At 60.0% G+C, this 26,981-nt stretch carries 19 protein-coding genes and 1 riboswitch; of the genes, 8 read left to right on the top strand and 11 right to left on the bottom strand.

The features are described from left to right. The first annotated feature begins 333 nt into the window (after positions 1-333). The 7 genes from BN3796_RS17825 (at position 334) to fbaB (ending at position 5,768) form a co-directional block, all read left to right on the top strand. On the top strand, positions 334-675 hold the full coding sequence (locus tag BN3796_RS17825) for a hypothetical protein (RefSeq protein WP_061709688.1): 342 nt from the start codon (positions 334-336) through the stop codon (positions 673-675). Between the two features lie 18 nt (positions 676-693). Then, positions 694-1,728, top strand: coding sequence for a major capsid protein (locus BN3796_RS17820; protein ID WP_061709687.1), 1,035 nt, complete (start codon positions 694-696; stop codon positions 1,726-1,728). Between the two features lie 112 nt (positions 1,729-1,840). Then, positions 1,841-2,053 (top strand): hypothetical protein, encoded by a 213-nt coding sequence (locus BN3796_RS17815; RefSeq protein ID WP_048994112.1) that lies wholly within the window; start codon positions 1,841-1,843, stop codon positions 2,051-2,053. Between the two features lie 116 nt (positions 2,054-2,169). After that, positions 2,170-2,589 carry a hypothetical protein gene (locus BN3796_RS17810; RefSeq protein WP_061709686.1) on the top strand — a complete coding sequence of 140 codons (420 nt, stop codon included), beginning with the start codon at positions 2,170-2,172 and terminating at the stop codon, positions 2,587-2,589. Positions 2,590-2,796: 207 nt separating this feature from the next. After that, a riboswitch (TPP riboswitch) is annotated at positions 2,797-2,893 on the top strand. 37 nt (positions 2,894-2,930) lie between these two features. Continuing rightward, positions 2,931-3,698, top strand: coding sequence for a hydroxyethylthiazole kinase (gene thiM / locus BN3796_RS17805; protein WP_061709685.1), 768 nt, complete (start codon positions 2,931-2,933; stop codon positions 3,696-3,698). Beyond that, positions 3,695-4,495 carry a bifunctional hydroxymethylpyrimidine kinase/phosphomethylpyrimidine kinase gene (thiD, locus tag BN3796_RS17800; protein ID WP_061709684.1) on the top strand — a complete coding sequence of 267 codons (801 nt, stop codon included), beginning with the start codon at positions 3,695-3,697 and terminating at the stop codon, positions 4,493-4,495. The genes thiM and thiD overlap by 4 nt, the downstream gene beginning before the upstream one ends. A 220-nt stretch (positions 4,496-4,715) precedes the next feature. After that, positions 4,716-5,768 carry a class I fructose-bisphosphate aldolase gene (gene fbaB, locus BN3796_RS17795; RefSeq protein ID WP_061709683.1) on the top strand — a complete coding sequence of 351 codons (1,053 nt, stop codon included), beginning with the start codon at positions 4,716-4,718 and terminating at the stop codon, positions 5,766-5,768. A gap of 71 nt (positions 5,769-5,839) precedes the next feature. On the opposite strand, the gene yegS is transcribed toward fbaB, so the two are convergent. The 10 genes from yegS to yegD all read right to left on the bottom strand — a co-directional run bounded on the left by yegS (position 5,840) and on the right by yegD (position 22,617). Further along, positions 5,840-6,739 carry a lipid kinase YegS gene (gene yegS / locus BN3796_RS17790; protein ID WP_061709682.1) on the bottom strand — a complete coding sequence of 300 codons (900 nt, stop codon included), beginning with the start codon at positions 6,737-6,739 and terminating at the stop codon, positions 5,840-5,842. A gap of 247 nt (positions 6,740-6,986) precedes the next feature. Next, positions 6,987-8,348, bottom strand: a complete 1,362-nt coding sequence (gene trhP, locus BN3796_RS17785; protein ID WP_061709681.1) for a prephenate-dependent tRNA uridine(34) hydroxylase TrhP — start codon at positions 8,346-8,348, stop codon at positions 6,987-6,989. A 489-nt stretch (positions 8,349-8,837) separates the two neighbouring features. Further along, positions 8,838-9,980, bottom strand: coding sequence for an IS481 family transposase (locus BN3796_RS17780; RefSeq protein WP_061706824.1), 1,143 nt, complete (start codon positions 9,978-9,980; stop codon positions 8,838-8,840). A gap of 121 nt (positions 9,981-10,101) precedes the next feature. After that, positions 10,102-10,824 (bottom strand): envelope stress response regulator BaeR, encoded by a 723-nt coding sequence (gene baeR / locus BN3796_RS17775; RefSeq protein ID WP_061709680.1) that lies wholly within the window; start codon positions 10,822-10,824, stop codon positions 10,102-10,104. Beyond that, the gene (gene baeS / locus BN3796_RS17770; protein ID WP_061709679.1) at positions 10,821-12,224 is read right to left on the bottom strand and encodes an envelope stress sensor histidine kinase BaeS; all 1,404 of its coding nucleotides are present in this window, start codon (positions 12,222-12,224) and stop codon (positions 10,821-10,823) included. The genes baeR and baeS overlap by 4 nt, the downstream gene beginning before the upstream one ends. Continuing rightward, complete coding sequence (mdtD, locus tag BN3796_RS17765; RefSeq protein WP_061709678.1) at positions 12,224-13,636, bottom strand: MFS transporter; 1,413 nt, start codon at positions 13,634-13,636, stop codon at positions 12,224-12,226. The genes baeS and mdtD overlap by 1 nt, the downstream gene beginning before the upstream one ends. Then, entirely contained in the window at positions 13,637-16,714 is a 3,078-nt protein-coding gene (gene mdtC, locus BN3796_RS17760; RefSeq protein WP_061709677.1) for a multidrug efflux RND transporter permease subunit MdtC, read from the bottom strand. Next, complete coding sequence (locus BN3796_RS17755; protein WP_061709676.1) at positions 16,714-19,836, bottom strand: MdtB/MuxB family multidrug efflux RND transporter permease subunit; 3,123 nt, start codon at positions 19,834-19,836, stop codon at positions 16,714-16,716. Before BN3796_RS17755 ends, mdtC begins: the two co-directional genes overlap by 1 nt. Then, the gene (locus BN3796_RS17750; protein ID WP_061709675.1) at positions 19,836-21,056 is read right to left on the bottom strand and encodes an MdtA/MuxA family multidrug efflux RND transporter periplasmic adaptor subunit; all 1,221 of its coding nucleotides are present in this window, start codon (positions 21,054-21,056) and stop codon (positions 19,836-19,838) included. The genes BN3796_RS17755 and BN3796_RS17750 overlap by 1 nt, the downstream gene beginning before the upstream one ends. A gap of 205 nt (positions 21,057-21,261) precedes the next feature. Further along, complete coding sequence (gene yegD / locus BN3796_RS17745; protein WP_061710054.1) at positions 21,262-22,617, bottom strand: molecular chaperone; 1,356 nt, start codon at positions 22,615-22,617, stop codon at positions 21,262-21,264. Between the two features lie 134 nt (positions 22,618-22,751). On the opposite strand from yegD, the gene alkA reads away from it, so the two are divergent. Then, entirely contained in the window at positions 22,752-23,594 is an 843-nt protein-coding gene (gene alkA / locus BN3796_RS17740; RefSeq protein ID WP_061709674.1) for a DNA-3-methyladenine glycosylase 2, read from the top strand. On the opposite strand, the gene BN3796_RS17735 is transcribed toward alkA, so the two are convergent. After that, entirely contained in the window at positions 23,587-26,916 is a 3,330-nt protein-coding gene (locus BN3796_RS17735) for a diguanylate cyclase (protein ID WP_061710055.1), read from the bottom strand. The genes alkA and BN3796_RS17735 overlap by 8 nt on opposite strands. Between the last annotated feature and the right edge of the window lie 65 nt (positions 26,917-26,981).

The raw sequence follows: 26,981 nt of genomic DNA, 5'->3' as shown, positions 1-26,981 counted from the left end.
TAAAACTCTGTTTTAAATCGCGCTGCGATGTTATAGGGCGTACAAAGTCTGGGCCTAAGGTCTGGATTGCCATTAAATCCGGCGCTCTCCTCGTCGGTCATCTCGCCATGATGCAAACTGGCTCAGGTGTTCAGCGTTTGAGGCTCCTTACCTCTTGGATGGCGCTGATCACCTCCTCATTCCTACCAGTGAAATTCACACCGGACCTCTCTCTGTCCGGTCACTTTTTTCATCGGAACAATTCGAAAGGCTGGCCCTGTTGCCGTTTACGGCTCAAGCAGGCGCTGGCCTTTTGTTTACATAGCTATGTGAAATTTAACGGGAGTTAATTATATGAAAATGGGAACAACTGAACGTTCTTACAATGACGTGATCGCGTATGCAGCCGATCCGAATTTTGACCGCAAGACTATTACTGTCGATCTAGCTGTAGAAGTCCAGCCGGGTAGTTGCATTACCAGCGCTGGGGCTGCTTATGTCTCTGGTGATGACTGTCTGCTGGTTCTGAGCCACCACAGGGCAGAAGATGCTGCTCATATCATCGTTGCTGATCGCGGGATTTACATCAAACAAGACACCATCACCGCTGTTATGGGCGCTACCGCTGGCGCTAATGCTATTGCCGCACTCACCAACACGGGCGCTATCCGTACAAGCGCACCGGACGCAGAATAATAATAAGGAGAAGACAACATGGGACTATCAACCAATTTCAGCTACGCGGATTACACCAACACCTTTGTTAACATGGATGCAAAGAACACTTTGCTTTCCACGCTTAACGTTTTCAGTGATCGTCAGACTTCTGCAAGTCCGAAGGTGAGCCTCGACATTATTGATGAAGTCGCTCAGAAGGTGGCAAGCTCTGTTAACCGTTACGGCTCTGAGTGGTCCAGCATTCCTAAGCGTAGCGCCAGCAATCACCTGATTGAGGCCCCGTTATACGCATATCAGGACCGTATCACGGCGGCAGACGTGCAACCATACAGGAAACCAAATTCAGACCTGCAAATGTCTGTAATGGATGCGGTCACCTCATCAGCTATCGCAATGCATGATAAATACATGCGTACCAAAGAGAAAATTTTTGCTGATGCACTCTTCCGAAATACTGTCGAAGCGACCTACACCCAGCAGCCGATCATTTCCTGGGAAGATGAATTTGGATACCAACAGGCAACCGGAACGATCAAAACCAGCGTTAGCTCTGGTGACCCACTTCGCAGCCTCGATGATGCAGTAACCGCTGCTAAAGTGCGCATGGGTGGCCTTGCTGGTCAGCTTGATGGATTTATCCTGTTTGCAGGTAGCAATGTTTTTCGCGGCATCAAGTATCACCCTGATGTTCGTCAGAATGTTCAGTTCGGTGTGCTTGATCGTGATGTGTTGTTTAACAAAGAAGTGCTTCCGGCATTCTCAACATTCATCATTGAAAATGTTCGAGTGGTGGAGGTCACGGATCAGGCACTATACGGAATTGGTCCGGATGAATCCTTCCTGGTTCCGCGCTTTAGCAAACCGCTGTCCTCTGATATTGCTCTGCCTTTCGGTTATGTAGCAACGGCTACCAGCCGCAATCTTGATCTGGCATTTGCTGATCCGGTTGATTTCCGTATCTGGAGCGTACAGGACAAGTTTAAGAACGTGGAGCTATTTGCAGAAAGCTCTATCTTGCCTGTTGTGTACCGTCCGGATTTCATTACACGACTGGCGAACGACGCAGCGTAAGATAGCAGATTTTGGGGGCGCATTGCCCCCGCTGCTGGCGAGGCAAAGGAAAGGAGATATACGGATACCCGTTACCGGGTTTGCCTGTGGCAAATCTCCAAAGGAGATACATATGAAATTAGCTTTGATCGGTACTGGTAACATGCCGCTGATGCAGTGGATCTTAGATGGCAAGGGCGATGATGCGATTATCAACATGTCAGCGCTGGCGCGTCGGCTCGGCTGTAGTCGTTCCAGCCTACTTGACCGCATTCAAAACCACGGATTCGACAGTGCAGTAAGGTACTACCTCAGCGAACAGCGACAACGAAAACTGAAAACATAAGAGCCGGGTTAATCCCGGCTTTTTTATGTGTTGGTGTTCGATTTTATTTACGAAAATTAACATGATAGATAGTATGCCATATGAATTGTGATACCCCTGCATCTTAGAGAGATAACATGAAAAGATTACTAGTGTTAGATGGTTTTATTTTTTCCTTTTTTTCAATGACTGCTATGGCTTCACCTGAAGCCGAATCGCAAGTTGCTCTAGCGAAAAATCAACTCGCTGAAGCCTTTATAAAAGGTGGATTACTTACTGACTCATTTACAGAGAAGGCTCGTAATAATCCTCAAGCAGCAGGCCAGGAAATTGCCAATAGTATGGCGCAAAATATTGATAGTTTGGTTGTTCAAGGGATCAATAATGGGGAAAGCTGTGAATCAATTTCCAATCGGATATCTCAAGGGATGACAAAGGCTATGGAGCAAGGTCAAGCGGATCACCCGATTTCTCCGGCAGCAAAAAAAGCAGCAGCTAAAGTCCCACTGGCTGCTGCAAACTATGCAAGTGCCCAATGTGCATATCTACTTGAGTAAATAAGAACACTGATTTCGTCTCAATGAGGCTGGGGCAACCCGGCCTTTTTTGTTTCTGAAGAAAATTGCCTGTCACTCATTCTGCCACTCAAACTGTCACACATGGCCCAAAAGGGCCACTTTTGCCGTTTACAAGACTTCCCGCTGGCATTACTATCCTGATCAGGGATTAATGAGGAGCATTAATCGCAAGCTTTTGATTTTGTTTTAAATGACTCGGGGTGCCCTTCTTTGTGAAGGCTGAGAAATACCCGTATTACCTGATCTGGATAATGCCAGCGTAGGGAAGTCAGATAACCTTCGCAGGCTATCGCTTCTTCACGCAGGGCAGGAGCGAAACCATGCAGCCTGACCTTTCTACTATACCCTCCTTACAACGTCTGCGAACCCGTTCGCCGCTCGTTCACTGTATGACCAATGATGTGGTGCAGACCTTCACCGCCAACGTTCTGCTGGCGCTGGGCGCTTCGCCCGCGATGGTGATTGACGCCGAAGAAGCGCCGGAGTTTGCCGCTATCGCCGATGCGCTGCTGATTAATGTCGGCACGCTCACCGAATCCCGGGCGCAGGCGATGCGCGGGGCGATTGAACGTGCCGTGGCAGCGAATAAGCCCTGGACCCTCGATCCGGTGGCGGTGGGGGCCCTGTCGCTTCGCACCCGGTTTTGCCAGCAGATCCTCTCCCTGCAACCCGCGGTGATACGCGGTAACGCCTCTGAGATCCTGGCGCTGGCTGGCGTCAACAAAGGGGGGCGCGGCGTGGATGCCACCGATACCGCCGACAGCGCGCTGCCGGGCGCCCGAGCGCTGGCACGTCAGAGCGGGGCGATTGTCGCTATTACGGGGGAAGTAGATTATGTCACCGACGGCGAGCGTACCTGTTCTGTTCCCGGCGGCGATCCGCTAATGACCCGGGTGGTGGGCACCGGCTGCGCGCTCTCGGCGGTAGTGGCAGCCTGCACGACCCTCCCGGGCGATCGGCTGGAGAATGTCGCGGCGGCCTGCGGGATAATGAAACGGGCGGGCGCGCAGGCGGCCTCGCAAAGCGCAGGGCCGGGCAGTTTTGTCGCCGCGTTTATAGATGCGCTCTGGCGGGAGGGGCGGGCATGAAGCGAATAAACGCCTTAACCATTGCCGGCACCGATCCCAGCGGCGGCGCGGGTATTCAGGCCGATTTGAAAACCTTCTCCGCGCTGGAAGCCTACGGCTGCTCCGTCATTACCGCGCTGGTGGCGCAAAATACCCGGGGTGTGCAGTCGGTTTACCATATCGACCCCGGCTTCGTGGCGGCACAGCTGGAGTCGGTTTTCAGCGATGTCCGAATCGATACCACCAAGATTGGCATGCTGGCCGGGGCGGAGATTGTGGAGACGGTGGCGGAACAGCTGGCGCGCTATCAGGTGCGAAACGTCGTGCTGGATACGGTGATGCTGGCGAAAAGCGGCGATCCGCTGCTCTCGCCGTCGGCGGTCGACACCCTGCGCAGACGTCTGCTGCCGCAGGTCTCTATTATTACCCCCAATCTCCCGGAGGCTGCGGCGCTGCTTGCGGCACCGCATGCGCAAAACGAAAAGGAGATGAAAGAGCAGGGCAGGGCGCTACTGGCAATGGGCTGTGAGGCGGTGCTGATAAAGGGCGGCCATCTGCAGGATAACGAAAGCCCCGACTGGCTCTTTACCCGCGAGGGCGAACAGCGTTTTACCGCGCCGCGCGTAAAGACCCGCCATACCCACGGTACGGGCTGTACCCTCTCGGCGGCGCTGGCGGCGCTGCGCCCGCGTCACAGCAGCTGGGCTGATACCGTACAGGCGGCGAAAAGCTGGCTCACCGCCGCGCTGGCGCAGGCGGATACCCTGGAGGTCGGGCATGGCATCGGCCCGGTGCACCATTTTCATGCCTGGTGGTAAAGCGCTAAAAAGTTGAAAGGAGTCAGCAGAATGTGCTGAATAAATGGGCTATCGGTGGAAAATCTGTCAGGTCGGTACCAGGCTTAGACGTTGTCCCGGCAAGGGCAATGGGCGCTGCCCGTTCGAGAAAGAGCCCTTCCTGGAGACATTCTCAGTCTGCCTGCGGCAATGCAGGAGATCACACGTACCGACGCAAGTCGGAACTTACGGGAGTATCGCTATGACAGATATTGCGCAGTTGCTTGGCAAAGACGCCGAAAGCCTTTTACAGCATCGTTGTATGACCATTCCGGCCGATCAACTCTATCTGCCGGGCCACGACTACGTCGACCGGGTGATGGTGGATAACAACCGGCCACCCGCTGTGTTGCGGAACATGCAGACGCTCTACAACACAGGACGCCTTGCCGGGACGGGCTACCTCTCCATCTTACCCGTCGACCAGGGCGTGGAGCACTCGGCTGGCGCCTCCTTTGCGGCGAACCCGCTCTATTTTGATCCGAAGAATATTGTGGAACTGGCGATCGAGGCGGGATGTAACTGCGTGGCCTCCACCTATGGCGTACTGGCTTCCGTTTCTCGTCGCTACGCCCACCGCATTCCGTTCCTCGTCAAGCTCAACCACAACGAAACCCTGAGTTATCCCACTGAATATGACCAGACGCTCTACGCCAGCGTAGAGCAGGCGTTCAACATGGGGGCCGTTGCGGTGGGGGCGACTATCTACTTTGGTTCTGAACAGTCGCGCCGCCAGATCGAGGAGATCTCCGCCGCATTCGAACGCGCCCACGAGCTGGGCATGGTGACGGTGCTGTGGGCCTACCTGCGCAACTCCGCCTTTAAAAAGGATGGCACCGATTACCATGTCTCCGCCGATCTCACCGGCCAGGCTAACCATCTGGCGGCAACCATCGGCGCAGATATCGTTAAGCAGAAGATGGCCGAGAATAACGGCGGCTATAAGGCGGTGAACTTCGGCTATACCGACGATCGCGTCTACAGCAAGCTGACCAGCGATAACCCTATCGATCTGGTGCGCTACCAGCTGGCTAACTGCTATATGGGTCGCGCCGGGCTTATCAACTCCGGCGGCGCGTCAGGCGGCGACACCGACCTGACCGATGCGGTCCGTACGGCGGTCATCAACAAACGTGCGGGCGGCATGGGGCTAATTCTTGGTCGCAAGGCGTTTAAAAAGTCGATGGCGGATGGGGTGAAGCTGATCAATGCCGTTCAGGATGTCTATCTGGACAGTAAAGTCACCATCGCGTAAAAGCGCGCAAATAAAGGCTGGCCGGGTGGCGCTATGCTTACCCGGCCTGAGGCCCCTTCACCCGGCAGACATTATTTCAGCAGCGGGCAGTCCGGCGGCAGCCGACACGCCAGCGCGCCCGGAAGCAGATCGATGCGGAAATGCTCCCCGCTCAGCGGCTCTCCGTCCAGGTTAAAAGTCATGCCGTGCGGCGCTTTGATCTCAAACCAGGCTGAAACCCCGTCCATGATGTTGGGGCTCTCTTCTGGTTTCGTCAGAGTCGTGAAGAGGGCGGGCAGCAGCTCTTCTCCGGTGAAGATCCGCAGCTGTAACAGACCATCATTAATCAGCGCGTCCGGGCAGAGCTGCTGACCGCCGCCGGCCTGTCGTCCGTTGCCGATGCCGATCACCAGGGCGTCGCCCTGCCAGTGAAAGTTATCCCCGGTAATTTCGCAGCGGTCTGGCTTGAGGGTATCCATGCGCATCAGACCGTGCAGCAGATAGGAGACGCCGCCCAGCGCCGCCTTGAGTTTTTCCGGCGTTTCGCTGGTGATGCGGGTGCCGAATCCGCCGGTCGCCATATTGATAAAACAGGTCTCATCGTTGACCCGGGCGATATCCACCGCCACCGCTTTACCGGCAATTGCCAGCTGCAGCGCCTTGTCGAGATCGTCGGGAATGCCGACACTGGTGGCAAAATCATTCGCCGTGCCCAGCGGCAGAAGGCCCAGCGCCGGACGGCGCGGGTGGTTCAGGCTCACCAGGGCGCTGGCGATCTCGTTGACGGTGCCGTCGCCGCCGCCAGCAATCACGGTCTCGACCCCCAGCCGGCACGCCTCATCAATATATCGCGCCGCGTCCCCTTTTTCCCAGGTTACGCGGACATGGATCTGTACGCCGTCATTACGTAGCTGTGTAATCGCTTCGCGCAACAAATCGTTGCCCGCGCTCTTGCCATTAAGAATGAGTAAACTATCTGGATAGGCTGCCATCCGTTTCGCTCCTGTTTTTGTTCTATCAAAAAGTGTATCGCAGCCGGAGAAAAAACGGGTAAGAACTGGATGAAAGGGAAAAAATAAGCCTGCGTAAGGGAGATACGCAGGCTAAGGAGGTGGTTCCTGGTACAACTCGCATTTATGGGTTATGTTTTTCAGCAGGCGGATAATACCCGCATTGAACGAAGCGGTATGTGATCGGTTTCTAAGAATCTTCCCATACCGCAAAAATCCCTGCCGCGAACTATTTCCCGTGTGGATTACGGGTGCTTTCCCCATTGAAATTACGCATCAGCAGCGCATATTCCAGCGCCATTCCTTCCGGAACCGGCAGCCAGACGGTGTGGCCGTCGCCAGGCGCTACGGAGACCGCCTCACCCTTACCGTTTTCCATATGCTCCAGCGTAAAGTTCACGTTGCCCTGCGGGGTCATCAGCTCCAGGCTGTCGCCCTGCATAAACTTATTCTTCACCGCCACGGCGGCAAGGGGGCCTTTACGTTCGCCGGTGAACTCCCCGACAAACTGCTGGCGCTCGGAGACGGAGTAACCGTACTCGTAGTTCTGATAATCGTCATGGGTATGACGGCGCAGGAAACCTTCGGTATAGCCGCGGTGCGCCAGCCCTTCCAGCGTCTCAAGCAGGCTGGTGTCGAACGGCTTACCGGCTGCCGCGTCGTCGATCGCCTTGCGATAGACCTGCGCGGTGCGGGCGCAATAGTAGAACGACTTGGTGCGGCCTTCGATCTTCAGGGAGTGGACGCCCATCTGCGTCAGTCGCTCCACGTGTGCAATGGCGCGCAGATCTTTGGAGTTCATGATATAGGTGCCGTGCTCATCCTCGAAGGCGGTCATGTATTCGCCCGGACGCTGCGCCTCTTCGATCATAAAGACCTTGTCGGTTGGCGCGCCGATACCGAGGGTCGGCTCGACGTTTTGTACCGGAATCGGTTCATATTTATGCACGATATTGCCGACATCGTCCTCTTTGCCTTCCTGGACGTTATATTCCCAGCGGCAGGCGTTGGTGCAGGTGCCCTGGTTCGGGTCGCGTTTATTGATGTAACCGGAGAGCAGGCAGCGGCCGGAGTAGGCCATGCAGAGCGCGCCGTGAACGAAGATCTCAATCTCCATATCCGGCACCTGAGCGCGGATCTCGGCAATCTCCTCCAGGGACAGCTCGCGGGAGAGGATCACGCGGGTCAGCCCCATCTGTTTCCAGAATTTCACCGTCGCCCAGTTCACCGCGTTGGCCTGCACAGAGAGATGAATATCCATCTGCGGGAAGTGCTCGCGAACCAGCATGATTAAACCGGGATCGGACATGATCAGCGCGTCCGGCCCCATATCCACCACCGGCTGGAGATCGCGAATAAAGGTTTTCAGCTTGGCGTTGTGCGGCGCGATATTAACCACCACGTAGAATTTCTTGCCGAGCGCATGGGCTTCGTTAATGCCGAGCTGAAGATTCTCGTGGTTAAATTCGTTGTTGCGTACGCGCAGGGAGTAGCGCGGCTGGCCCGCATAGACCGCGTCGGCGCCATAGGCGAAAGCGTAACGCATATTTTTCAGCGTTCCCGCAGGGGAGAGAAGTTCCGGTTTAAACATGTTTTTACTCGTTCTGATGACAGGTCAGATCCGCGCGCACCAGGTGCCGCGGCAGGGGGAGATCCCTTACTTTAAGGGCGGGCATTGTAGCGCTGCGGGGCGGGCAGGTAAAGCGCGGCGCTTTGCCTTGCCCCTCACCCTGGCCCTCTCCCCAGAGGGGAGAGGGGAGTGAATGGTGCTCAACGTTGGGCAGCGGACCGGTTTTCTCCTCGTTAAGGCAGCGGACCGGTTTTCCCCCTCTCCCCTTTGGGGTGTACAGTCCGGGGTGAGGGGAGTAAATGGCGCTCAACGTTAGGGCAGCGGACCGATTTTCCCCCTCTCCCCTTTGGGGAGAGGGCAGGGGTGAGGGGAGTGAATGGTGCTCAACGTTGGGGCAGCGGACCGGTTTTCTCCTTGTTAGGGCAGAGGACCGGTTTTCCCCCTCTCCCCTCTGGGGTGTACAGTCCGGGGACATGGTAGACAGATGTTCGGGGACATGGTGAACACTTTTTAACATCCCTTACCCATGGTGATCGACTTTTTCTTCAGGTCGATCACCCCCACTTTCGTGCTGTACCACCAGACTTCATAACAGCCGTCCTCCTGCGTTTCCTTCAGCCCCACACGCTCTCCCCTGAAGGCCTTGCCTGCGTTCAGACTGAGACCCTTTATGCTCAGCTTCCCGCTGATATCCACCTTCCTCACCATCACCCCTTCGTCATATTCCGGCGGCATGACGGTGGCGCTGTACTGACGGGCGGACGGCTGATAGCGCGAGGCCGGCACCGCCATACCCAGCGCCTCGTGCGGACGCTCAAGGTTATAGACAGCCCGCCACTGGTCGAACGCCCGCTGCAGCCCGCTGCTGTCGGCGAACCATCTTCCCTGCAGGAGTTCCGCCTTCAGGCTGCGGTGAAAACGCTCCAGCTTGCCCTGGGTCTGTGGATGATAAGGCCGGGAGTGACCGACACGGATACCCAGACGCATCAGCCACAGCTCCGGCCCCGTCCAGCTGCCGGTGGTGTCGCCCCACGGCGCGCCGTTGTCCATGGTCATCCGGTCCGGCAGACCGTAGTGTTCAAAGACCCTGACGAGCTGCCGCTGTACGGTCTCACGCCGTTCATCCCCGCAGTGCGCCAGACACAGGGAGAACCGGGAGTGGTCGTCCAGCAGGGTGAGCGGATGGCAGCGGCCGCCGCCAAAGGGAAAATGGCCCTTGAAATCCATCTGCCAGAGCCGGTTCGGGGCGGAGTGTTCGAAGCGGCCGGTAGCCGGTATGCCGGGAGGCATACCGGGCAGCAGGCCGTGACGGGCCATCAGGCTGTGAACGGTGCTGAAGGCGGGCATGGGATGCCCGCGGTCCTCCAGCCAGCGCTTAATCTTGCGCGCGCCCCAGCGTTCATGGCGGGCATGGGCCATACGCAGCAGGTCAGTGATGCCGTCCGGTGAACGGTTCGGGGAGTGATGCGGCGTGCGCGGCCGGTCCTGAAGCCCGGCTGCGCCGTCTTCAGCCCAGCGGCGAAGCCACTTGTAGCCGGTGGCCGGTGAAATGCCGTAGTGGCGGCAGAGTGAACGGATGTTCGCCCCGTCCTGCGAGGCGAACAAAACAAACTCAGTACGTAATGACATGGTATCTCTCGCATCCCAGGGCATAAGCGGCTCCATAAACGGGTTCTTATGCCTCAGTTGTAAGTGTCTACCATGTCTCCGAACAAGTGTTCACTATGTCCCCGGACTGTACATGGGGAGAGGGCAGGGGTGAGGGGACATCAAATCACCCGATCCGGCAGGCGTCCGCCTCCCAGCGATATCCCACCCCGTAGACCGCGCGGATAAACGACTGATCGGCGTCAAGCGCCTCCAGCTTGCGACGCAGATTTTTGATATGGCTGTCGATGGTGCGGTCGGTTACCACGCGATAGTCGTCATAAAGATGGTTAAGCAGCTGTTCGCGGGAGAAGACCTTTCCCGGCTCGTGGGAGAGCGTTTTCAACAGACGGAACTCGGCGGGGGTAAGATCCAGCGCCTTGCCGCGCCAGGTAGCCTGAAAGCGGCTTTCATCCACCACCAGCGGGCTTTCGGCATCCAGCGCCTGCAGCTCACGCTGCGGGCGGCAGCGGCGCAGAATGGTTTTCACGCGCGCCACCACCTCCCGGGGGCTGTAGGGTTTGCAGATATAATCATCCGCGCCAATTTCCAGCCCCAGCAGGCGGTCGATCTCCTCGATTTTCGCGGTCACCATCACGATGGGCACCTCCGAGAAGCGGCGGATCTCCCGGCAGAGGGTCAGGCCGTCGGTGCCGGGGAGCATCAGGTCAAGGAGGATCAGATCCGGCGGCGTCTGGCGCACGTAAGAGAGCACCTTATCACCATGACTGATAAGGGTCGGGGCATAGCTTGCCGCCCGCAGATAATCAATCAGCAACTGCCCAAGCTTAGGCTCGTCCTCCACAATCAGGATGCGTGGCGTATTTTGGTCAATGGGTAACTCAGTCATACTTCTCTCGATAAATCGCGTAACAGCGGTAACTCTACTGTAATGCTAACCCCGCCAAAAGGCGAATGAGCGGCGCGGATGGTGCCGCCGTGCGCCTCCACGATATTCAGGCAGATCGCCAGCCCCAGGCCGGAGCCGCCGCTGGCGCGGTTGCGGGAGCCTTCGGTGCGGTAGAAGCGCTCAAACAGCTTCTCCAGCTGCTCCTCTTTCACTCCCGGCGCCGAGTCGGCGAAGGTCAGCATAAAGCGCGAGCCCGCCTGCTTTCCGGAAATATGCAGCGCGCCACCGCCGTCGGTATAGCGCAGGCTGTTCTCCAGCAGATTATTGAAGAGCTGCATCAGGCGATCGCGATCGCCAAAGACCGTCGCGCGGTCCGGCAGCGAAAGGACAATATTCAGATTGCGGCTGGCGAACCGCTCGCGGAAGGCGCCGCTGGCCATCTCCAGCAGCGTGATGAGATCCACCGGCGCTTTCTGGTAGGCGAGCGCCCCTTCGTCGGACATGGAGAGCTGATGGAGATCGTCCACCAGCTTGGTCAGCGTGCCTACCTCCGCCTGCAGGGAGGCGACGGAGTCGGGGGTAAACTGGCGCACGCCGTCCTGGATCGCCTCCAGCTCGCCACGCAGCACCGCCAGCGGCGTGCGCAGCTCGTGGGAAATATCGGCCATAAAGTCGCGGCGCATCTGCTGGTTCTTCTCCAGCGTGCTGGCAAGCTGGTTAAAATCCTGCGCCAGCCTGCCCAGTTCATCCTGACTGCGGGTATCTACCCGGGTGGTAAAATCGCCCGCCGCCAGCCTGTGCGTCCCCTCCACTAGTCGTTTTACCGGGGCCAGCAGGCCGCGCGCCAGCGGGAAGGTGGCCAGCGCCGCCAGCAGGGTGGAGAGCGCGACAATAAGCCAGCTGGTCTGACGCTGCTGGCGGTCAAAGTTAATGTCGGTGTTACGCGTCAGCCGCTCGACGGGAGAGGCGATAACCCAGCCCACCGGCGCGCCCCGGACGGTTATAGCCCGTCTTGTGCCATCCGGCGGCACTGGCGCACGGGGGCCAACCAGCACCCGCATATCCTGGTCGATCACCCAGAACTGGGTGCGCCAGCCGTGGGGCGGCATATTGGCGCCGGGGCGATCGTCGTCGCCGTCATGCTCCAGCGAGCGCAGGATCTGAAAGACAAAACGGTCGTTATTGCGTAAAAAACGCCAGTCGCCGTGCAGGGCGTACTGCTCCGCCAGCGCGTCGCTCAGCCCCTGTAACCGCTGCTCGTTGCCATGTTTGATGTAGTCGATAAAACCGCGCTCAAAGCTCATGCGCACCGCCCAGTGCATGGTGATTAACAGCACGATGCAGGTAGCAAAGATAGCCAGAAACAGCTTGCCGGTGATCCCGGGGCGCCAGAACTTCATTATTCTCTCCTTCTGCGTCGGCTGATGACGACGTTCTTGCTGTTGTCATTCGGCACCCGGGCAAAAATCAGGGCGGGCAGGGCGATAATCAGCGCCATGCTGAGATAGGTGTAGAGGAATACCTGGTGGGCGACGGGGCTGTCGGCACCCAGATGATGCTGCCCGTAGAGACCGAGCAGCAGGCCGGCGATAGTCACCCCGATACTCATGGAGAGCTGCATGATCATCGACAGCAGGCTGTTGCCGCTGCTGGCCAGCTCGTCCGGGAGATCTTTAAGCGTCAGGGTGTTCATGGAGGAGAAGCGCATGGAGTTAATGCACCCCTGCAGAAAGAGCACCAGCGGCAGGATGTAATACCACCCCAGCAGCGCCACGCTCACAAAGAGCAGGCTCACCAGCGCCAGCCCAAGGGTGCTTGCCACCAGCACGCGGCGATAGCCAAAGCGGTTTACCACCTGCACCACGATACGCTTCATCCCCATGCTGCCCAGCACCATGGGGATCATCATCAGCCCGGCGTGAAAAGGGGAAAAACCCAGCCCAATCTGTAAAAAGACCGGCGTCATAAAGGGCAACATGCCGCTGCCGATGCGCCCGGCGAAGCTGCCGGTGAGCCCCAGCCGGAAGGTGGCGGTTTTAAACAGATCCAGGCTGAAGAGGGCGCGCGGGTTGCCGCGGGCGTGGCGGATATACCACAGAATGGCGATAACGCCGACCGCCACCAGCGCCGCGAGGCTCAGGGTGGAGATCCCCAGCCCCTTCTGCCCGTCGAGGGCGAGCGTGAGGGTCGCCATACCCGCCGCCAGCAGCAGGAAGCCGGACATGTCGAAGCGTCGGGTCTGCATTTTATAGTTAGGCATCAGGCAGAGCGTGGCGATGGCCCCCACGATCCCCACCGGCAAATTAATTAAGAAGATCCAGTGCCAGGAGGCGTACTCCACCAGAATCCCCCCCAACGCCGGGCCGAGCAGCGGCCCGACCTGGCCTGGCAGCGTAACGAAGGTCATCGCCGCCATATACTGCTCCCGCGGCACGATCTTCATTACCGTCAGCCTGCCGACCGGCACCATCATCGCCCCGCCAACCCCCTGCAGCACGCGCGCCATCACCAGCCCGTTCAGGGTGTCGGCCTGGGCGCAAAAGAGCGAGCCGAGGGTGAACAGCACGATGGCGGTGAAAAAGATGTTTCGCACGCCAACCCGGTCCGCCAGCCAGCCGCTGGCAGGCAGCATTACCGCCACCGTCAGCACGTAGGAGACGATAACCATATGCATATGCAGCGGACTCTCCCCGAGGCTTGCGGCCATGGAGGGGAGGGCGGTGTTAACGATGGTTGTATCCAGCGATTGCATAAAAAAGCCGAAGGCGACAATCCATAGCTGCCAGCGAACGTTAGAGGGGAGATCGGTCATTTACTCTGTCACCGTATGTCTGTTTTTCCGCGAAAAACGCAATCGCAGACGGTCAAAGAAGAGATAGACCACCGGCGTAGTGTAGAGCGTCAGCAGCTGGCTCACCACCAGCCCGCCAACAATCGTTATACCCAGCGGCTGGCGCAGTTCGGAGCCGTCGCCGCCCGAGATCACCAGCGGCAGCGCGCCAAACAGCGCCGCCAGCGTGGTCATCATAATCGGGCGAAAACGCAGCAGGCAGGCCTGGAATATCGCCTCCTGCGGGCTGAGATTGCCGTTGCGCTGCGCCTCAAGGGCGAAATCGACCATCATGATCGCGTTTTTCTTCACAATCCCTATTAATAGCATGATTCCGATGAGCGCGATGAGGCTAAAGGGCGCTCCGAACAGTTCCAGCGCCAGCAGCGCGCCCACCCCCGCGGAAGGGAGGGTGGAGAGGATGGTCAGCGGGTGGACATAGCTCTCATAGAGTACGCCCAGCACGATATAGACCGTGGCGATGGCGGCCAGTATCAGGATCACCTGGGAGTTCATCGTCTCCTGGAAAACCTGCGCGGTGCCGGCAAAGCTGCCGCGCACGCTGGAGGGAACGCCAAGCTGGGTCATGGCGCGGACGATGGCGTCGCTCGCCTCGGACAACGAGGTGCCGGTGGGCAGGTTAAAGGAGATGGTCGAAGCGGCCGACAGCCCCTGATGGTTGACCGACAGCGGCGCGTTGGCGGGCTGCCAGCTGGCAAAATAGGAGAGCGGAATCGCCTTGCCGTCGCTGTTGATCACAAACATCTTCTCCAGTGCGCTGATATCCTGGGTGTAACGCGGATCGACCTCCATCACCACTTTGTACTGGTTCAGTGGCTGATAGATGGTGGAGATCTGTCGCTGGCCGAAGGCGTTATTCAGCAGGCTGTTAGCCGCCTCGACGTCGATGCCGAGCCGCGCCATGGTTTCGCGATCGTAGATCAGGTCCATCTCCGCGCCATTATCCTGTTGATCGGAGTTGACGTCCGCCAGCTGCGGCAGGGCCGCCAGCGCCTTGCGGATCTTCGGCTCCCATTCACGCAGCGCCGCCAGATCGTCGGAGAGCAGGGTGTACTGGTAGCTGGCGTTCGACTGGCGGCCGCCAACGCGGATATCCTGAACGGCCATCAGAAAGAGATTCGCCCCCGGCTCTTTCGCAAGCTTCCCGCGCAGGCGGTCGATCACCTGCTGGGCGGTTTCGTTACGCTCGCCGCGCGGCTTGAGGGTGATAAACATCATGCCGCTGTTGACCCGCGAGCCGCCGGTAAAGCCGGTGACGTTATCCACCGCCTTATCCTCGCGAATGATCTTCATAAAGTCCTGCAGCTTGCCGCGCATCGCCTGGAAAGAGATGCTCTGGTCCGCCTGGATCCCCCCCATCAGCACGCCGGTATCCTGCTCCGGGAAGAAGGTTTTCGGAATGGTGATGTAGAGCCAGACGTTGAGCGCGATGGTGGCGAGCAGCACCACCCCCACAAGCCGGGTGTGGTTTAAGACCCATTTCAGCGATCGGCCATAGCCCGCCTGCAGCCGCATCAGCAGCCGTCCGAACCCTCTGGCGCGCGGCTGCGAGCGGGGTGTGCTGCGTTTAAGCATCCAGCCGCACATCATTGGAGTGAGGGTCAGGGAGATGAGCAGCGAAATGCCGATCGCCACCGACAGCGTGACGGCAAATTCGCGCAGCAGACGGCCCGGCAGCCCCTCCATCAGCAGCAGCGGCAGAAAGACCGCCACCAGCGAGAGGCTCATGGAGAGCACCGTAAAGCCCACCTCCCGCGAGCCCTGCAGCGCCGCCTGCAACGGTTTCATCCCCGCCTCCAGGTGGCGGGAGATATTCTCCAGCACCACGATGGCGTCATCCACCACAAAGCCGGTGGCGATGGTCAGCGCCATTAACGAGAGGTTGTTGAGGCTAAAGCCGCAGAGGTACATGGCGGCGAAGGTACCGATCAGCGACACCGGCACCGCCACCGCTGGAATAAGCGTCGCGCGTCCGGAGCGCAGGAAGAGGAACACCACCAGGATCACCAGCGCCACCGAGATCACCAGCGTCTGCTCCACCTCCTCCAGCGAGGCGCGAATCGTGGGGGAGCGATCCTGGGCGATTTGCAGATCGATAGCCGCCGGAATGGTCTCCTGCAGCTCCGGCAGACGGTCGCGGATGCTGTTTACCGTCTGGATAATATTGGCTTCCGGCAGCTTGCGGATCATCAGCAAAATGGCCGGTTTCGCGTTGGTCATCCCCGCGTTGCGCACATCCTGCACCGAGTCGGTGACCGTAGCCACGTCGCTCAGCCGCACCGCCGCGCCGTTGTTGTAGTGAATGATTAACGGCTGATATTCGGCGGCGGTTTTTAGCTCGTCGTTGGTCTGGATCTGCCAGCGGTGGCTGGTATCCTCCACCGCCCCCTGCGGCCTGCGCACGTTGGCGTTGCTGATGGTGGTGCGCACGTCGTCCAGCGAGACGCCCTGATTGAACAGCGCCTGCGGGTTAAGCCCCACGCGTACGGCAGGAAGCGAGCTGCCGCCCACGTCCACATCGCCCACGCCGTCAATCTGGGCGATGGTTTGCGCCAGCTGGGTGGAGGCGAAATCGTACAGCTCGCCCTGGGAGTAGGTGTCCGAGGTGAGCGTTAAGATCATGATCGGCGCGTCGGAGGGGTTGGCCTTGCGGTAGGTCGGACGGCTCGGCATACCGCTTGGCAGCAGGCTCTGGGCGGCGTTGATCGCCGCCTGCACGTCGCGCGCCGCGCCGTTGATGTCGCGGTCGAAATTAAACTCCAGAATGATGCGTGTGCTGCCGAGCGAGCTGCTGGAGGTCATCTCATTAACCCCCGCAATCCGCCCGAGAGAGCGCTCCAGCGGGGTTGCCACCGACGAGGCCATGGTCTCCGGCGAGGCGCCGGGCAGCGAAGCGCTGACCATGATCACCGGAAAATCGACCTGCGGCAGCGGGGCCACCGGCAGCAGCCGGAAGCCGAGCACGCCGCAGAGGGTAATGGCGAGCGAAATCAGGATCGTCGCCACCGGGCGGTAGATGAAGAGGGCGAAAAACTTCATTACGCCTCCTCTTCACGCTTCGGGAAGCGGGCCTTCATCTTCAGCGCCAGGCTGTCAAACAGCAGGTAGATAACGGGCGTGGTAAAGAGCGTCAGCACCTGGCTAACCAGCAGTCCGCCCACCATGCCGATGCCGAGCGGGCGGCGTAATTCCGCGCCGACGCCGGTACTGAGCATCAGCGGGAGGGCGCCAAGCAGCGCCGCCAGCGTGGTCATCAGGATCGGGCGAAAACGCAGCAGACAGGCCTGGTAGATCGCCTCGCGTGGCGCCATTCCCTGCTCGCGCTCGGCGGCCAGCGCAAAGTCGATCATCATGATGGCGTTTTTCTTGACGATGCCGATCAGCAGGATAATACCGATAATGGCGATCACATCCAGCTCGCTGCCGGCGAGCATCAGCGCCAGCAGCGCGCCCACCCCCGCCGTCGGCAGGGTGGAGAGGATGGTAATGGGGTGAATAAAGCTCTCGTAGAGCACCCCGAGCACGATATACATCGCCACCACCGCCGCGACAATCAGCCAGACGGTGCTGCCGAGCGCCGCCTGGAAGGCCAGCGTGCTCCCCTGGAACTGGGTCTGAATATCGGACGGGAAGCCGAGCGTTTTCTCGGTGTTCTGGATAGCCTCCACCGCCTCGCCCAGTGAATAGCCCTCCGGCACGTTAAACGAGATGGTGGTGGAAGGGAACTGATCGAGGTGGTTCACCGACAGGGGGGTAAAGCGCTCCTCCACTTTAGCGATAGCGCTCAGCGGTACGATGCCGCCGTCGCTGCTGGTGAGGCGAATGGAGTCCAGCGCCGCGAGCCCTGGCGTCTGGTCGGTATTGTGCTCCAGCACCACGCGGTACTGGTTCGCCTGGGTGTAGATGGTGGAGATCAGCCGCTGGCCGAAGGCGTTATAAAGCGCGTTATCCACGTCCGCCATGGTGATCCCCAGCCGGCTGGCGGTATCGCGGTTGACGTTAACGTAGGCGGCCAGCCCCTTGTCCTGCCAGTCGCTGCTGACGTCGGAAAGCTGCGGCAGCGCCTGGAGCTTCTCCATTAGCGGCGGCACCCAGGTGCTGAGCGCGTCAAGGCTGGTGGCCTGCAGGGTAAACTGATACTGGGTGCGGCTCACCGTGGTATCAATGGTGAGATCCTGCGTCGGCTGGAGATAAAGCGCCACGCCGGGCACCTTCGCCACCGCGTTCTGAAGCCGCTCAATCACGGTGTTGACCCGGTCGTCGCGGTCATCCAGTGGCTTAAGGTTAATCTGCAAACGGGCGCTGTTCAGCGCCGGGTTAGTGCCGTCCACGCCGACAAAGGCGGTCAGGCTCTCTACCGCCGGATCTTTTAAGATGATATCGGAGATCACCTGCTGGCGCTGGGCCATGCTGGCAAACGAGGTGGACTGCGGCGCCTGCAGGGTACCCTGGATAATGCCGTTATCCTGCACCGGGAAAAACCCTTTCGGGATGAAGATCCAGAGCATCACGCTTAAGGCCAGCGTCCCCAGCGCCACGCCGAGCGTCGCCCACGGGTGGTTAAGCACCTTCGCCAGCAAACGCCCGTAACCGGCGATGATCCGCTCGAACATTCGCTCGGAAGCGAGTGAAAAACGGTTCTGCTTGCGTAGCGACTCGTGGCTTAGCATGCGGGCGCACATCATCGGCGTCAGGGTCAGCGAGACCACGGCGGAGATAAGGATCGCCACCGCCAGCGTCACCGCAAATTCGCGGAACAGACGGCCAACGATATCGCCCATAAACAGCAGGGGGATCAGCACCGCAATCAGCGAGAAAGTCAGGGAGATAATGGTAAAGCCGATCTCGCCCGCCCCTTTCAGCGCGGCGGCGAGCGGTTTCTCCCCTTTTTCGATATAGCGGGAGATGTTCTCGATCACCACGATGGCGTCATCCACCACAAAGCCGGTGGCGATGGTGAGCGCCATCAGGGTCAGGTTATTGATCGAAAAATCGAGGAAGACCATCACCGCAAAGGTGCCCACCAGCGAGAGCGGCACCGCCACGGCGGGGATAATGGTCGCCGGAACGTTGCGCAGGAAGAGGTAGATGATCATCACCACCAGCGCGATCGCCAGCATCAGCTCGAACTGGGTGTCGCTGACCGAGGCGCGGATATTAGTGGTGCGATCGGAGAGCACCTTCACGCTCACCGATTTCGGCAGGCTTTCGATTAACTGCGGCAGCATGGCGCGAATGCTGTCGGCGGTATCGATGATATTGGCCCCCGGCTGACGCTGCACGTTCATCACAATCGCCTGCTGCTTATTGGCCCACGCGCCGAGCCAGCTATTTTCCGCCCCCTGCTCAACGGTGGCCACATCCCCCAGACGCACCGGCGCGCCGTTCTGATAAGCGACCACCAGCTGGCGGTACTCGTCGGCGGACTGCATCTGGTCGTTGGCGGAGAGGGTCACCGCGCGGGTCGGGCCGTCGAGCGAACCTTTGGCGGAGTTGACGTTGGCGTTGCTGATGGCGCTGCGAATGGTTTCGCTGGTTAAGCCCAGCGCGGCAATCGCCTGGGCGTTAAGCTTCACGCGCACCGCCGGACGCTGGCCGCCGGATAAGGTCACCAGACCGACGCCGGAGACCTGTGAAATTTTCTGCGCCACGCGGGTCTCCACCATATCTTCGACCTGAGTCATCGGCATGGCGGAGGAGGTGACGGCAAGCGTCATAATCGGCGGATCGGCCGGGTTGACCTTGCTGTAGACCGGCGGGTTCGGCAGGTCGGAGGGGAGCAGGTTGGTGGCGGCGTTGATCGCGGCCTGCACCTCCTGCTCGGCCACGTCCAGCGGCAGGGTGAGCTGGAACTGCAGCGTGACCACCGACGCGCCGCCGGAACTTTGCGACGACATCTGTTTCAGGCCGGACATCTGGCCGAACTGCCGCTCCAGCGGGGCGGTAATGGCAGAAGTGACCACGTCGGGGCTGGCGCCCGGGTAGAGGGTCACCACCTGGATGGTGGGATAATCGACTTCCGGCAGCGCCGACACGGGAAGAAACCGATAGCCGATAATCCCGGCCAGCAAAATCGCCACCATCAGCAGCGTTGTAGCGACGGGGCGCATAATGAACAGGCGTGACGGCCCGCCTGTGGCGCGGGGAGGCATCACCTGCATCAGGATTTCGCTCCACGTTGCGGCTTCTCTGCGGCGGCGCTCTGCGCTTCCACCACTTCGACTTTCGCCCCTTCGGTCAGGCGATCGATACCGTCCGTTACCACGCGATCGCCCGCGGAGAGCCCGGCGCTAATCACGACCGTCTGGCTGTTCTGAATGCCGGTGGTGACCAGGTGTTTGCTGACCTTGTTATCGTCGTTCAGCACCCAGACAAAGTTGCCGTCGTTACCCATCTGCAGGGCGGCGGCGGGGATCACCACCGCGTTCTCTTCAGTGGCGACCAGCATCCGGGCGTTAACGAACTGGTTAGGGAAAAGGGCGTCATCCTGGTTGTTAAAACGCGCCTTCAGCTTAATGGTGCCGGTGGTGGTATCGATCTGGTTATCGAGACTCAGCAGCGTGCCGTCGCTGAGCTTGTTTTTGTTGGCGCGATCCCAGGCTTCCACCGTCAGCGGCGTGCCTGCCTTCTTCGCCTGCATGATAGTGGCGATATCGCTCTCCGGCAGGGTAAAGACCAGGTCGATAGGGTGGGTCTGGGTGATCACCACGATGCCAGTGGTGTCGCCGCTCGCGATCTGGTTGCCGATATCGACCTGCTTCAGGCCGACGCGCCCGTCGATGGGGGCGGTGATGCGGCTCCAGTCAAGCTGCAGCTGGGCGCTGGCGACGGCGGCTTCATCCGCCTTGATGGTGCCCTGGGACTCGCTCACCAGCGACTGCTGGGTATCCAGCTCCTGGCGGGAGACCAGATTGGTTTTCACCAGCTGTTGATAGCGGGCCAGATCCCGGCGCGCGTTAGCCAGCGTCGCTTTATCTTTTGCCAGCTGTCCCTGCGCCTGGGCGAGAGCAACCTTAAACTGGCTCGGGTCGATTTCCGCCAGCAGATCCCCCGCTTTGACCTGCTGCCCTTCCTGGAAGTGGATGGCCATCAGTTGGCCGTCGACGCGGCTGCGCACCGTGACGGTGTTGGCGGCGGTAATGGTGCCAAGCCCGGTGAGATAACGAGGAACAGACTGGGTGATAGCGGTGGCGGCCTGCACCGGTGCGAGCGCGCCGCCGCGCATCCCTGGACGCCCGCCGCCGGCCGGACGCTGTGGATTGCTGGCGCCTGCGGGCGCCGATGAACCGGAAGTGTGACTGTGCCAGTACCAGGCGGCGGCAAATACCACCACAATGAGACCTGCTGCAATTGCCCAGCGGGATTTATGACTGCCTTTCATCGTTATATGTTCTCATCCTGAAAATACTTCGGGGGAATGATACTAGTTTAGTAAGTCATTGAAGGAGAAAAATGGAGGAAATATGAAACACCGTCGGGAATTGTCTGAATGGCAGAGGGTGCCATAAAAAACGCCGGGTGGCGGATACAACAGCAAGAGCCCAAACCGTAGGCCGGGTAAGGCGGAGCCGCCACCCGGCACAACATCACGAGGTAAACACCACCTGCGCCCAGCGGGCCAGCCCGGCGGTGACCGAGCCGAAATCGTCGCCGCCCGCGACGGGGATGCCCGGTAATTTCTGCGCCAGCGCCTGCCTGATCAACGGCGAGCGGGCGCTGCCCCCGGTCAGGTAGATCACATCCGGCTGCGTGTTGCCGCTTTCAAGCGCCAGCTCAACCTGCTCCAGAATGCGCTGCAGCGGCTGCGCCAGCGCGATTTCAAGGCTCTCCTGCGTCAGGGCGGTGGCAAGCCCCTCGCTGATAAAGGGCAGCCCGACATCAAACACGGGGGCGTTGGACAGCGCGATTTTACTCTCCTCGGCGCTCCGCACCACGCGATAGCTCAGACGCTGGCGCCAGAGCTTCAGCAGCAGCTCGACCTTATCCGCCTCCCGGGCATCCCGCACCAGATCGTTCAGCAGACGACCGTTCGCCGCGCTGTAAAAATCACTCTGGGCCGGTACGTCGTTTATCGCCACCGCGTTCCACCAGGGCAGGATCGGCAGGGCGATCCCTTTCTCCGTTTGTCCCCCCATTCCCAGCAGCGGCATCAGGCTCTTGAACGCCAGGGCGATATCAAGATCGTTCCCGCCGATGCGACAGCCGCTGTGCCCCAGCAGGCTCTGCTCGCGGTCGCGGCGGGCATGCCACTGCGGCCCCATCAGCAGTAACGAACAGTCCGTAGTTCCGCCACCGATATCCACGACCAGAACGCGTTGCTCCTGTTGCAGCGTCGCTTCGAAATCGAGCCCGGCGGCGATCGGTTCGTACTGGAACACCACGTCGTTAAAGCCCGCCCGGTGCGCCGCGCGCTCCAGGATCCCCTGCGCCTGGTGGTTGGCCTCGTCGCCGCCCAGCCCCTGGAAGTTGATGGGGCGGCCAATCACCGCCTGGTTAATCGTCTCGCTCACCTGCGTCTGCGCCTGCTGGCGGATATGCAGCATCATGGCGCAGACCAGATCCTCAAACAGCGCCACCTGCTGCGGCTTCAGGCCGCTGGCGCCGAGGAACGATTTTGGCGACTTAACGAAGTAGACCTCTTCCGGGTCATCCACGTACTGTGCAAGCGAGGCAAGCCCGAACTGCACGCTGGCGGGGGTCACCTCGATATCCTCGTCACGGTTATAGTTCACCGCCCGGCGCAGCAGCGCCCGGGTCTCTTCCCCCGACGCCTCCACCTGATGGTGGCGATAGAGCCACTCGCTCACCGCCTCACGCGTGGGGGCGCAAAGCATCGACGGCAGCAGCGTACCGCCGTTCTCCATCTTCAGCAGTCGTGGAGTACCGTTCTCCATTACCGCAACGGAACAGTTTGCCGTTCCATAATCAAAGCCAATAAACACTGCCGTCGTCCCCATGCCGTTGAGAAAGGGCGAGACTTTAGCGAAATGGCGCGTTAACGACAACTCTGAATATCTCAGCAAGGCGAGATTCTCCTGTGCGGGTTATGCTGAATAAAACCCTGAAAGGAGCCGTAATGTATACCCTGAACTGGCAGCCGCCTTATGACTGGCAATGGATGTTGAGCTTTCTCGCCGCCCGTGCGGTGGAGGGCATTGAGACCGTGACCGGGGACTATTACGAGCGCAGCCTGGAGCTGGACGGGCATCGCGGCCTGTTTCGCGCCACGCCGGATGTCGATCGTCATCAGCTGAAGGTCACCCTGAGCGAGGGGCTGCAGCCGGTGGCGCAAGCCTGTCTGGCCCGCGTGGAGCGCCTCTTCGATCTGCGCTGCGACCCGCAGCAGGTTGCGGCGGCGCTGGGGGAGCTGGGGGCGGCGCGACCGGGACTGCGTCTGCCGGGCTCGGTGGAGGCCTGGGAACAGGGGGTGAGGGCGATCCTCGGTCAGCTGGTGAGCGTGGCGATGGCCGCCAGGCTCACCTCCCGCGTGGTGGCGCGCTATGGCGAGCCGCTGGCCACCTGCCCTGGCTACCGCTGTTTCCCTCAGGCGTCGGTACTGGCGGAGGCTGACCCGCTGGTGCTGAAAGGGCTTGGGATGCCGGTGCGACGCGCCGAGGCGTTAATTCATCTGGCGCGCGCCGTAATGGAAGGGCGGTTTCCCCTCACGCCGCCCGAGGATGTGGAGGCGGGGATGAAGGCGCTGCAGCAGCAGCCCGGCATTGGGCGCTGGACCGCCAGCTACTTTGCGCTGCGCGGCTGGCAGGCTAAAAATGTCTTTTTGCCGGATGATTACCTGATTAAGCAGCGTTTCGCCGGGATGACCCCTGCGCAGATCCGCCGCTACGCCGAACGCTGGCAGCCCTGGCGATCCTACGCCCTGCTGCATATCTGGTATACCGACGGCTGGCAGCCTAATTAATGCCAAAGTAGCTGGTGCTCAATAAGAGCTCCAGCGGCTGCGGCGCGCCGATGGCGTCGCCGTAGATAAAATCGATGCCGATCCCGGAAAGGGTATCCATCAACAGCGGCGCGTCGCTCGGTCCGGCGATGGTTTTCATCCCCAGACGCTGGGCGTTGCCCTGAATAATGGTCACCATCATCTCATCCATCAGGTTGGCGTGGACGTTTTTCACCAGCTCCCGATCCAGCATCAGGTAGTCGGCAGCGCCGGGCTTAAGCTGGTTGAAGAGATCCATATTGCCCCCCACGTCGCTTAAGATTATCCGGCAGCCCGCCTGACGCAGCTTCTGCAGCCCTTCCTGCACCGCAGCCTCCTGCCGTTCCGTCACCTGCGACGGGATCACCAGATGCAGCAGCCGTCCCGGCAGGGGACTTATTTCCAGCAGCGCCAGCAGCTCATCCATCAGCGTGGCGCTGACCAGCCCCTCGGCGGAAAGCGGCAGCGCCACCCCCATGCCTTTGCTCGCCACCTGCGTCGCGCAGCAACGGAAGAACTCCTGGAAGAGACGACGATCGAGCGCGTGCAGCAGTTCCGGCTCCGCCAGACCGGCGCGGAAGGCATGCTCTTCTACCTTCTCGCCCTGGCTGGTCCAGAGCTGCAGGGAGATAAGCCAGAAGCTACTGCTCTCCGGGATCCGCGGCGAGGCGACGCTGCGGGCCACCATCACCAGCGGGTTCTCTTTGATCATGTGCCACTGTTCGTCCAGCGGCAGGGTGTTACGCGTCGCGTGCATCCGCTCCTGCTGCGGCTCGTAAACCGTCACCACGCCGCGTCCGCTGTTTTTCGAAGCGTAGCAGGCGATATCGGCCTGCGACATGACCTCCGCCGCCTGCAGGTTGCGGTCATTAATCAGCGTGATCCCGGCGCTGGCGCCGATCCGGTGCAGCCGCCCCTCCCACATAAAGTGGTAATCATTGATGGCATTAATAATGCGCCCGGCGATATAGCGCGCGCTCTCCACGTTGCAGTCCGGCAGCAGCAGGCCAAATTCATCGCCGCCGAGACGCGCCAGCACGTCGCTTGAGCGCAGCAGGCTGAGCATCAGGGAGGCGAGCTCCCGCAGCAGGGCGTCGCCCGCCGCGTGGCCGGCGGTGTCGTTCACCGCCTTAAAGCGGTCGAGATCGATAAAGACCAGCGCGTGATGCTGGTGGGTCTCCTGCACGTTCTGCAGCAGGCGTTTAAGCTGAGTCTCAAAGCTGACGCGATTTGCCAGATGGGTGAGGGCGTCGTGCGACGCGCTGTAGCTCAGCTGACGCAACATTTTGCGCGACTCCGTCACATCCTGGATCACCAGCACAAAGCCGATATTGTGACCATCAAGGGTGCTGAGGGGGGTAATGCTGTAGTGAATGTCGTAGATGCCGCCGCCGCGGCAATGGAGCACCAGATCCTGCTCGATATCGGCGCGCGACATATCGCCGCTGTGAATATTTTCCAGCAGCGGGCCGTTGTCGCTGAAGGTGATGCGCAGCACGCTGAGAAGCGGCTGGCTTAGCGCCTGCTCCTGCGTCCAGCCGCTCATCTTCTCCGCCACCGGGTTCATAAAGGTGATGTTCATGTCGACGTCGGTGCAGAGCACCGCCTCTCCGATAGAGTCGAGCGTGATATGCAGACGCTCCTTCTCCTGGAAAAGCGCTTCGTTAAGCTGTTTGACCTCCGTCATATCCATATTGATACCGAGCAGGCGCTCCACTTCGCCCTGCTTGTTCAGCACCCGGTTCGCAAGCGCGCGGATATGGCGCACCCCCTCTTTGACGCGGATACGGAACTCCAGCTTCAGCGGCGCTCTGGCCGCCAGCGAATCGCGCACCGTCTGTTCCGCCTGCGCACGATCTTCCGGCAGCACGCATTCGTACCAGAGTTGCCAGGTCGGTTTCGTATGCGCCGGGATCTCATACAGCTCAAACATCCGCTGGTCCCAGCTGATCACGTCTGGTTCGAGATCCCACTCCCAGATGCCGATGCCGCCTGCTTCGTTAGCGAGCGTAATACGCTCCATCAGCCGCTTGTTGAGCCACTCGGTATGTTTAAGATCGTTAATGTCCTCTATCTGGGCGATAAAGTAGAGGGGCGAGCCGTCGGTGTGACGCACCACCGAAACTGCCAGCAGCGCCCAGACCACCTCGCCGCTGCGGTTGTAGTAGCGTTTCTCGATGGAGTAGCTGTTAATTTCGCCACGCACAAGCCGCTCAAGATTATCCATATCGCTGTGCAGATCTTCCGGCCAGGTGAGCTGCTGGAAGGTTAACGACTGTAGCTCCGACTGGCTGTAGCCAAGAAAATGGCAGAGCGCTTTATTGGCCTGCAGCCAGTGGCCGTCGATCCCCACCAGCGCCATGCCGATGGCGGAGTACTCCATGGCGTTGCGAAACCGCTCTTCGCTTTCGGTGATATGTTTACGCTCGGCGCGAAAGGCGTACATCACCATCGTCATCACATTGGCCGGCAGCAGCATCATCAGAAAGGGCAGCCATGGCGCGTTGATCATCGCGGTGGCGCTCTGTGGCAACATCGGGGCGGGATTGCGCGCCATCATCAGCGACACCATCATGGTGGTCACCAGAAAAACTAAAAACGCCTCCAGCCGGGGCAGCCGTACCGCGCTCCACATCAGCAATACGATGACGCAGGTAAAAGGCCAGGGCAGCCAGGTAATCGCCACCCAGCAGAGCACCAGCGTGACCGCCATCGTCAGGAGCGTCTCCAGCAGCAGGCGGGGATCGCGGTGCTTCAGCAGGTAGTGCGGCTTATAGAGCAGGCCGAGCGGCACCAGCGCCAGCGCGCCGATCGCCTCCGACAGAACCCAGACCAGAAACTGGCGCAGCGGCTCAGGGTGGGGGATCAGAAAGTGGATAAGCGTGCCGCCCAGCAGCGGGGGGATCAGGGCGCCGCCCACCGCCAGACGCAGCCAGTCCGCCAGATTTTGCAGCGGGTTATACCAGGGCAGCAGCTTGCGCAGCAGTAGCGCACCCACGCAGGCTTCAATGGCGTTGACGACGGTATAGGTCAGATTAATCGACTCCCAGGTGTTGAGCATCCAGGAGGCGAAAATATTACCAAACGAGCAGGCAAGGGCGATGCCCGGCCACATTTTGCCGGCGTGGCGGTAAAAGGCGACCATCATAATGGCGGTCGGGAACCAGAGCGGCGCTAAATAAGTTCCGGCATGCGTTAATTCGAGTGAGAAAAGGGTAAAGATAAAGGCGACCAGACCAAGAGTGACAAGCCGAAGTAGAGGAGCAGGGGGGGTAACCAAAACGCGCTGGTATTGTTTATTCATTACCGCTTTTTCCAGGGACGCCATGCCACAGGAGCCAGGTCCAGACGAATTAAATTTTGAGTTTG

Origin of the sequence: Pseudenterobacter timonensis (assembly GCF_900021175.1) — a bacterium.
Lineage (GTDB): Bacteria > Pseudomonadota > Gammaproteobacteria > Enterobacterales > Enterobacteriaceae > Enterobacter > Enterobacter timonensis.
This window is presented reverse-complemented; position numbering and strand designations above follow the sequence as displayed.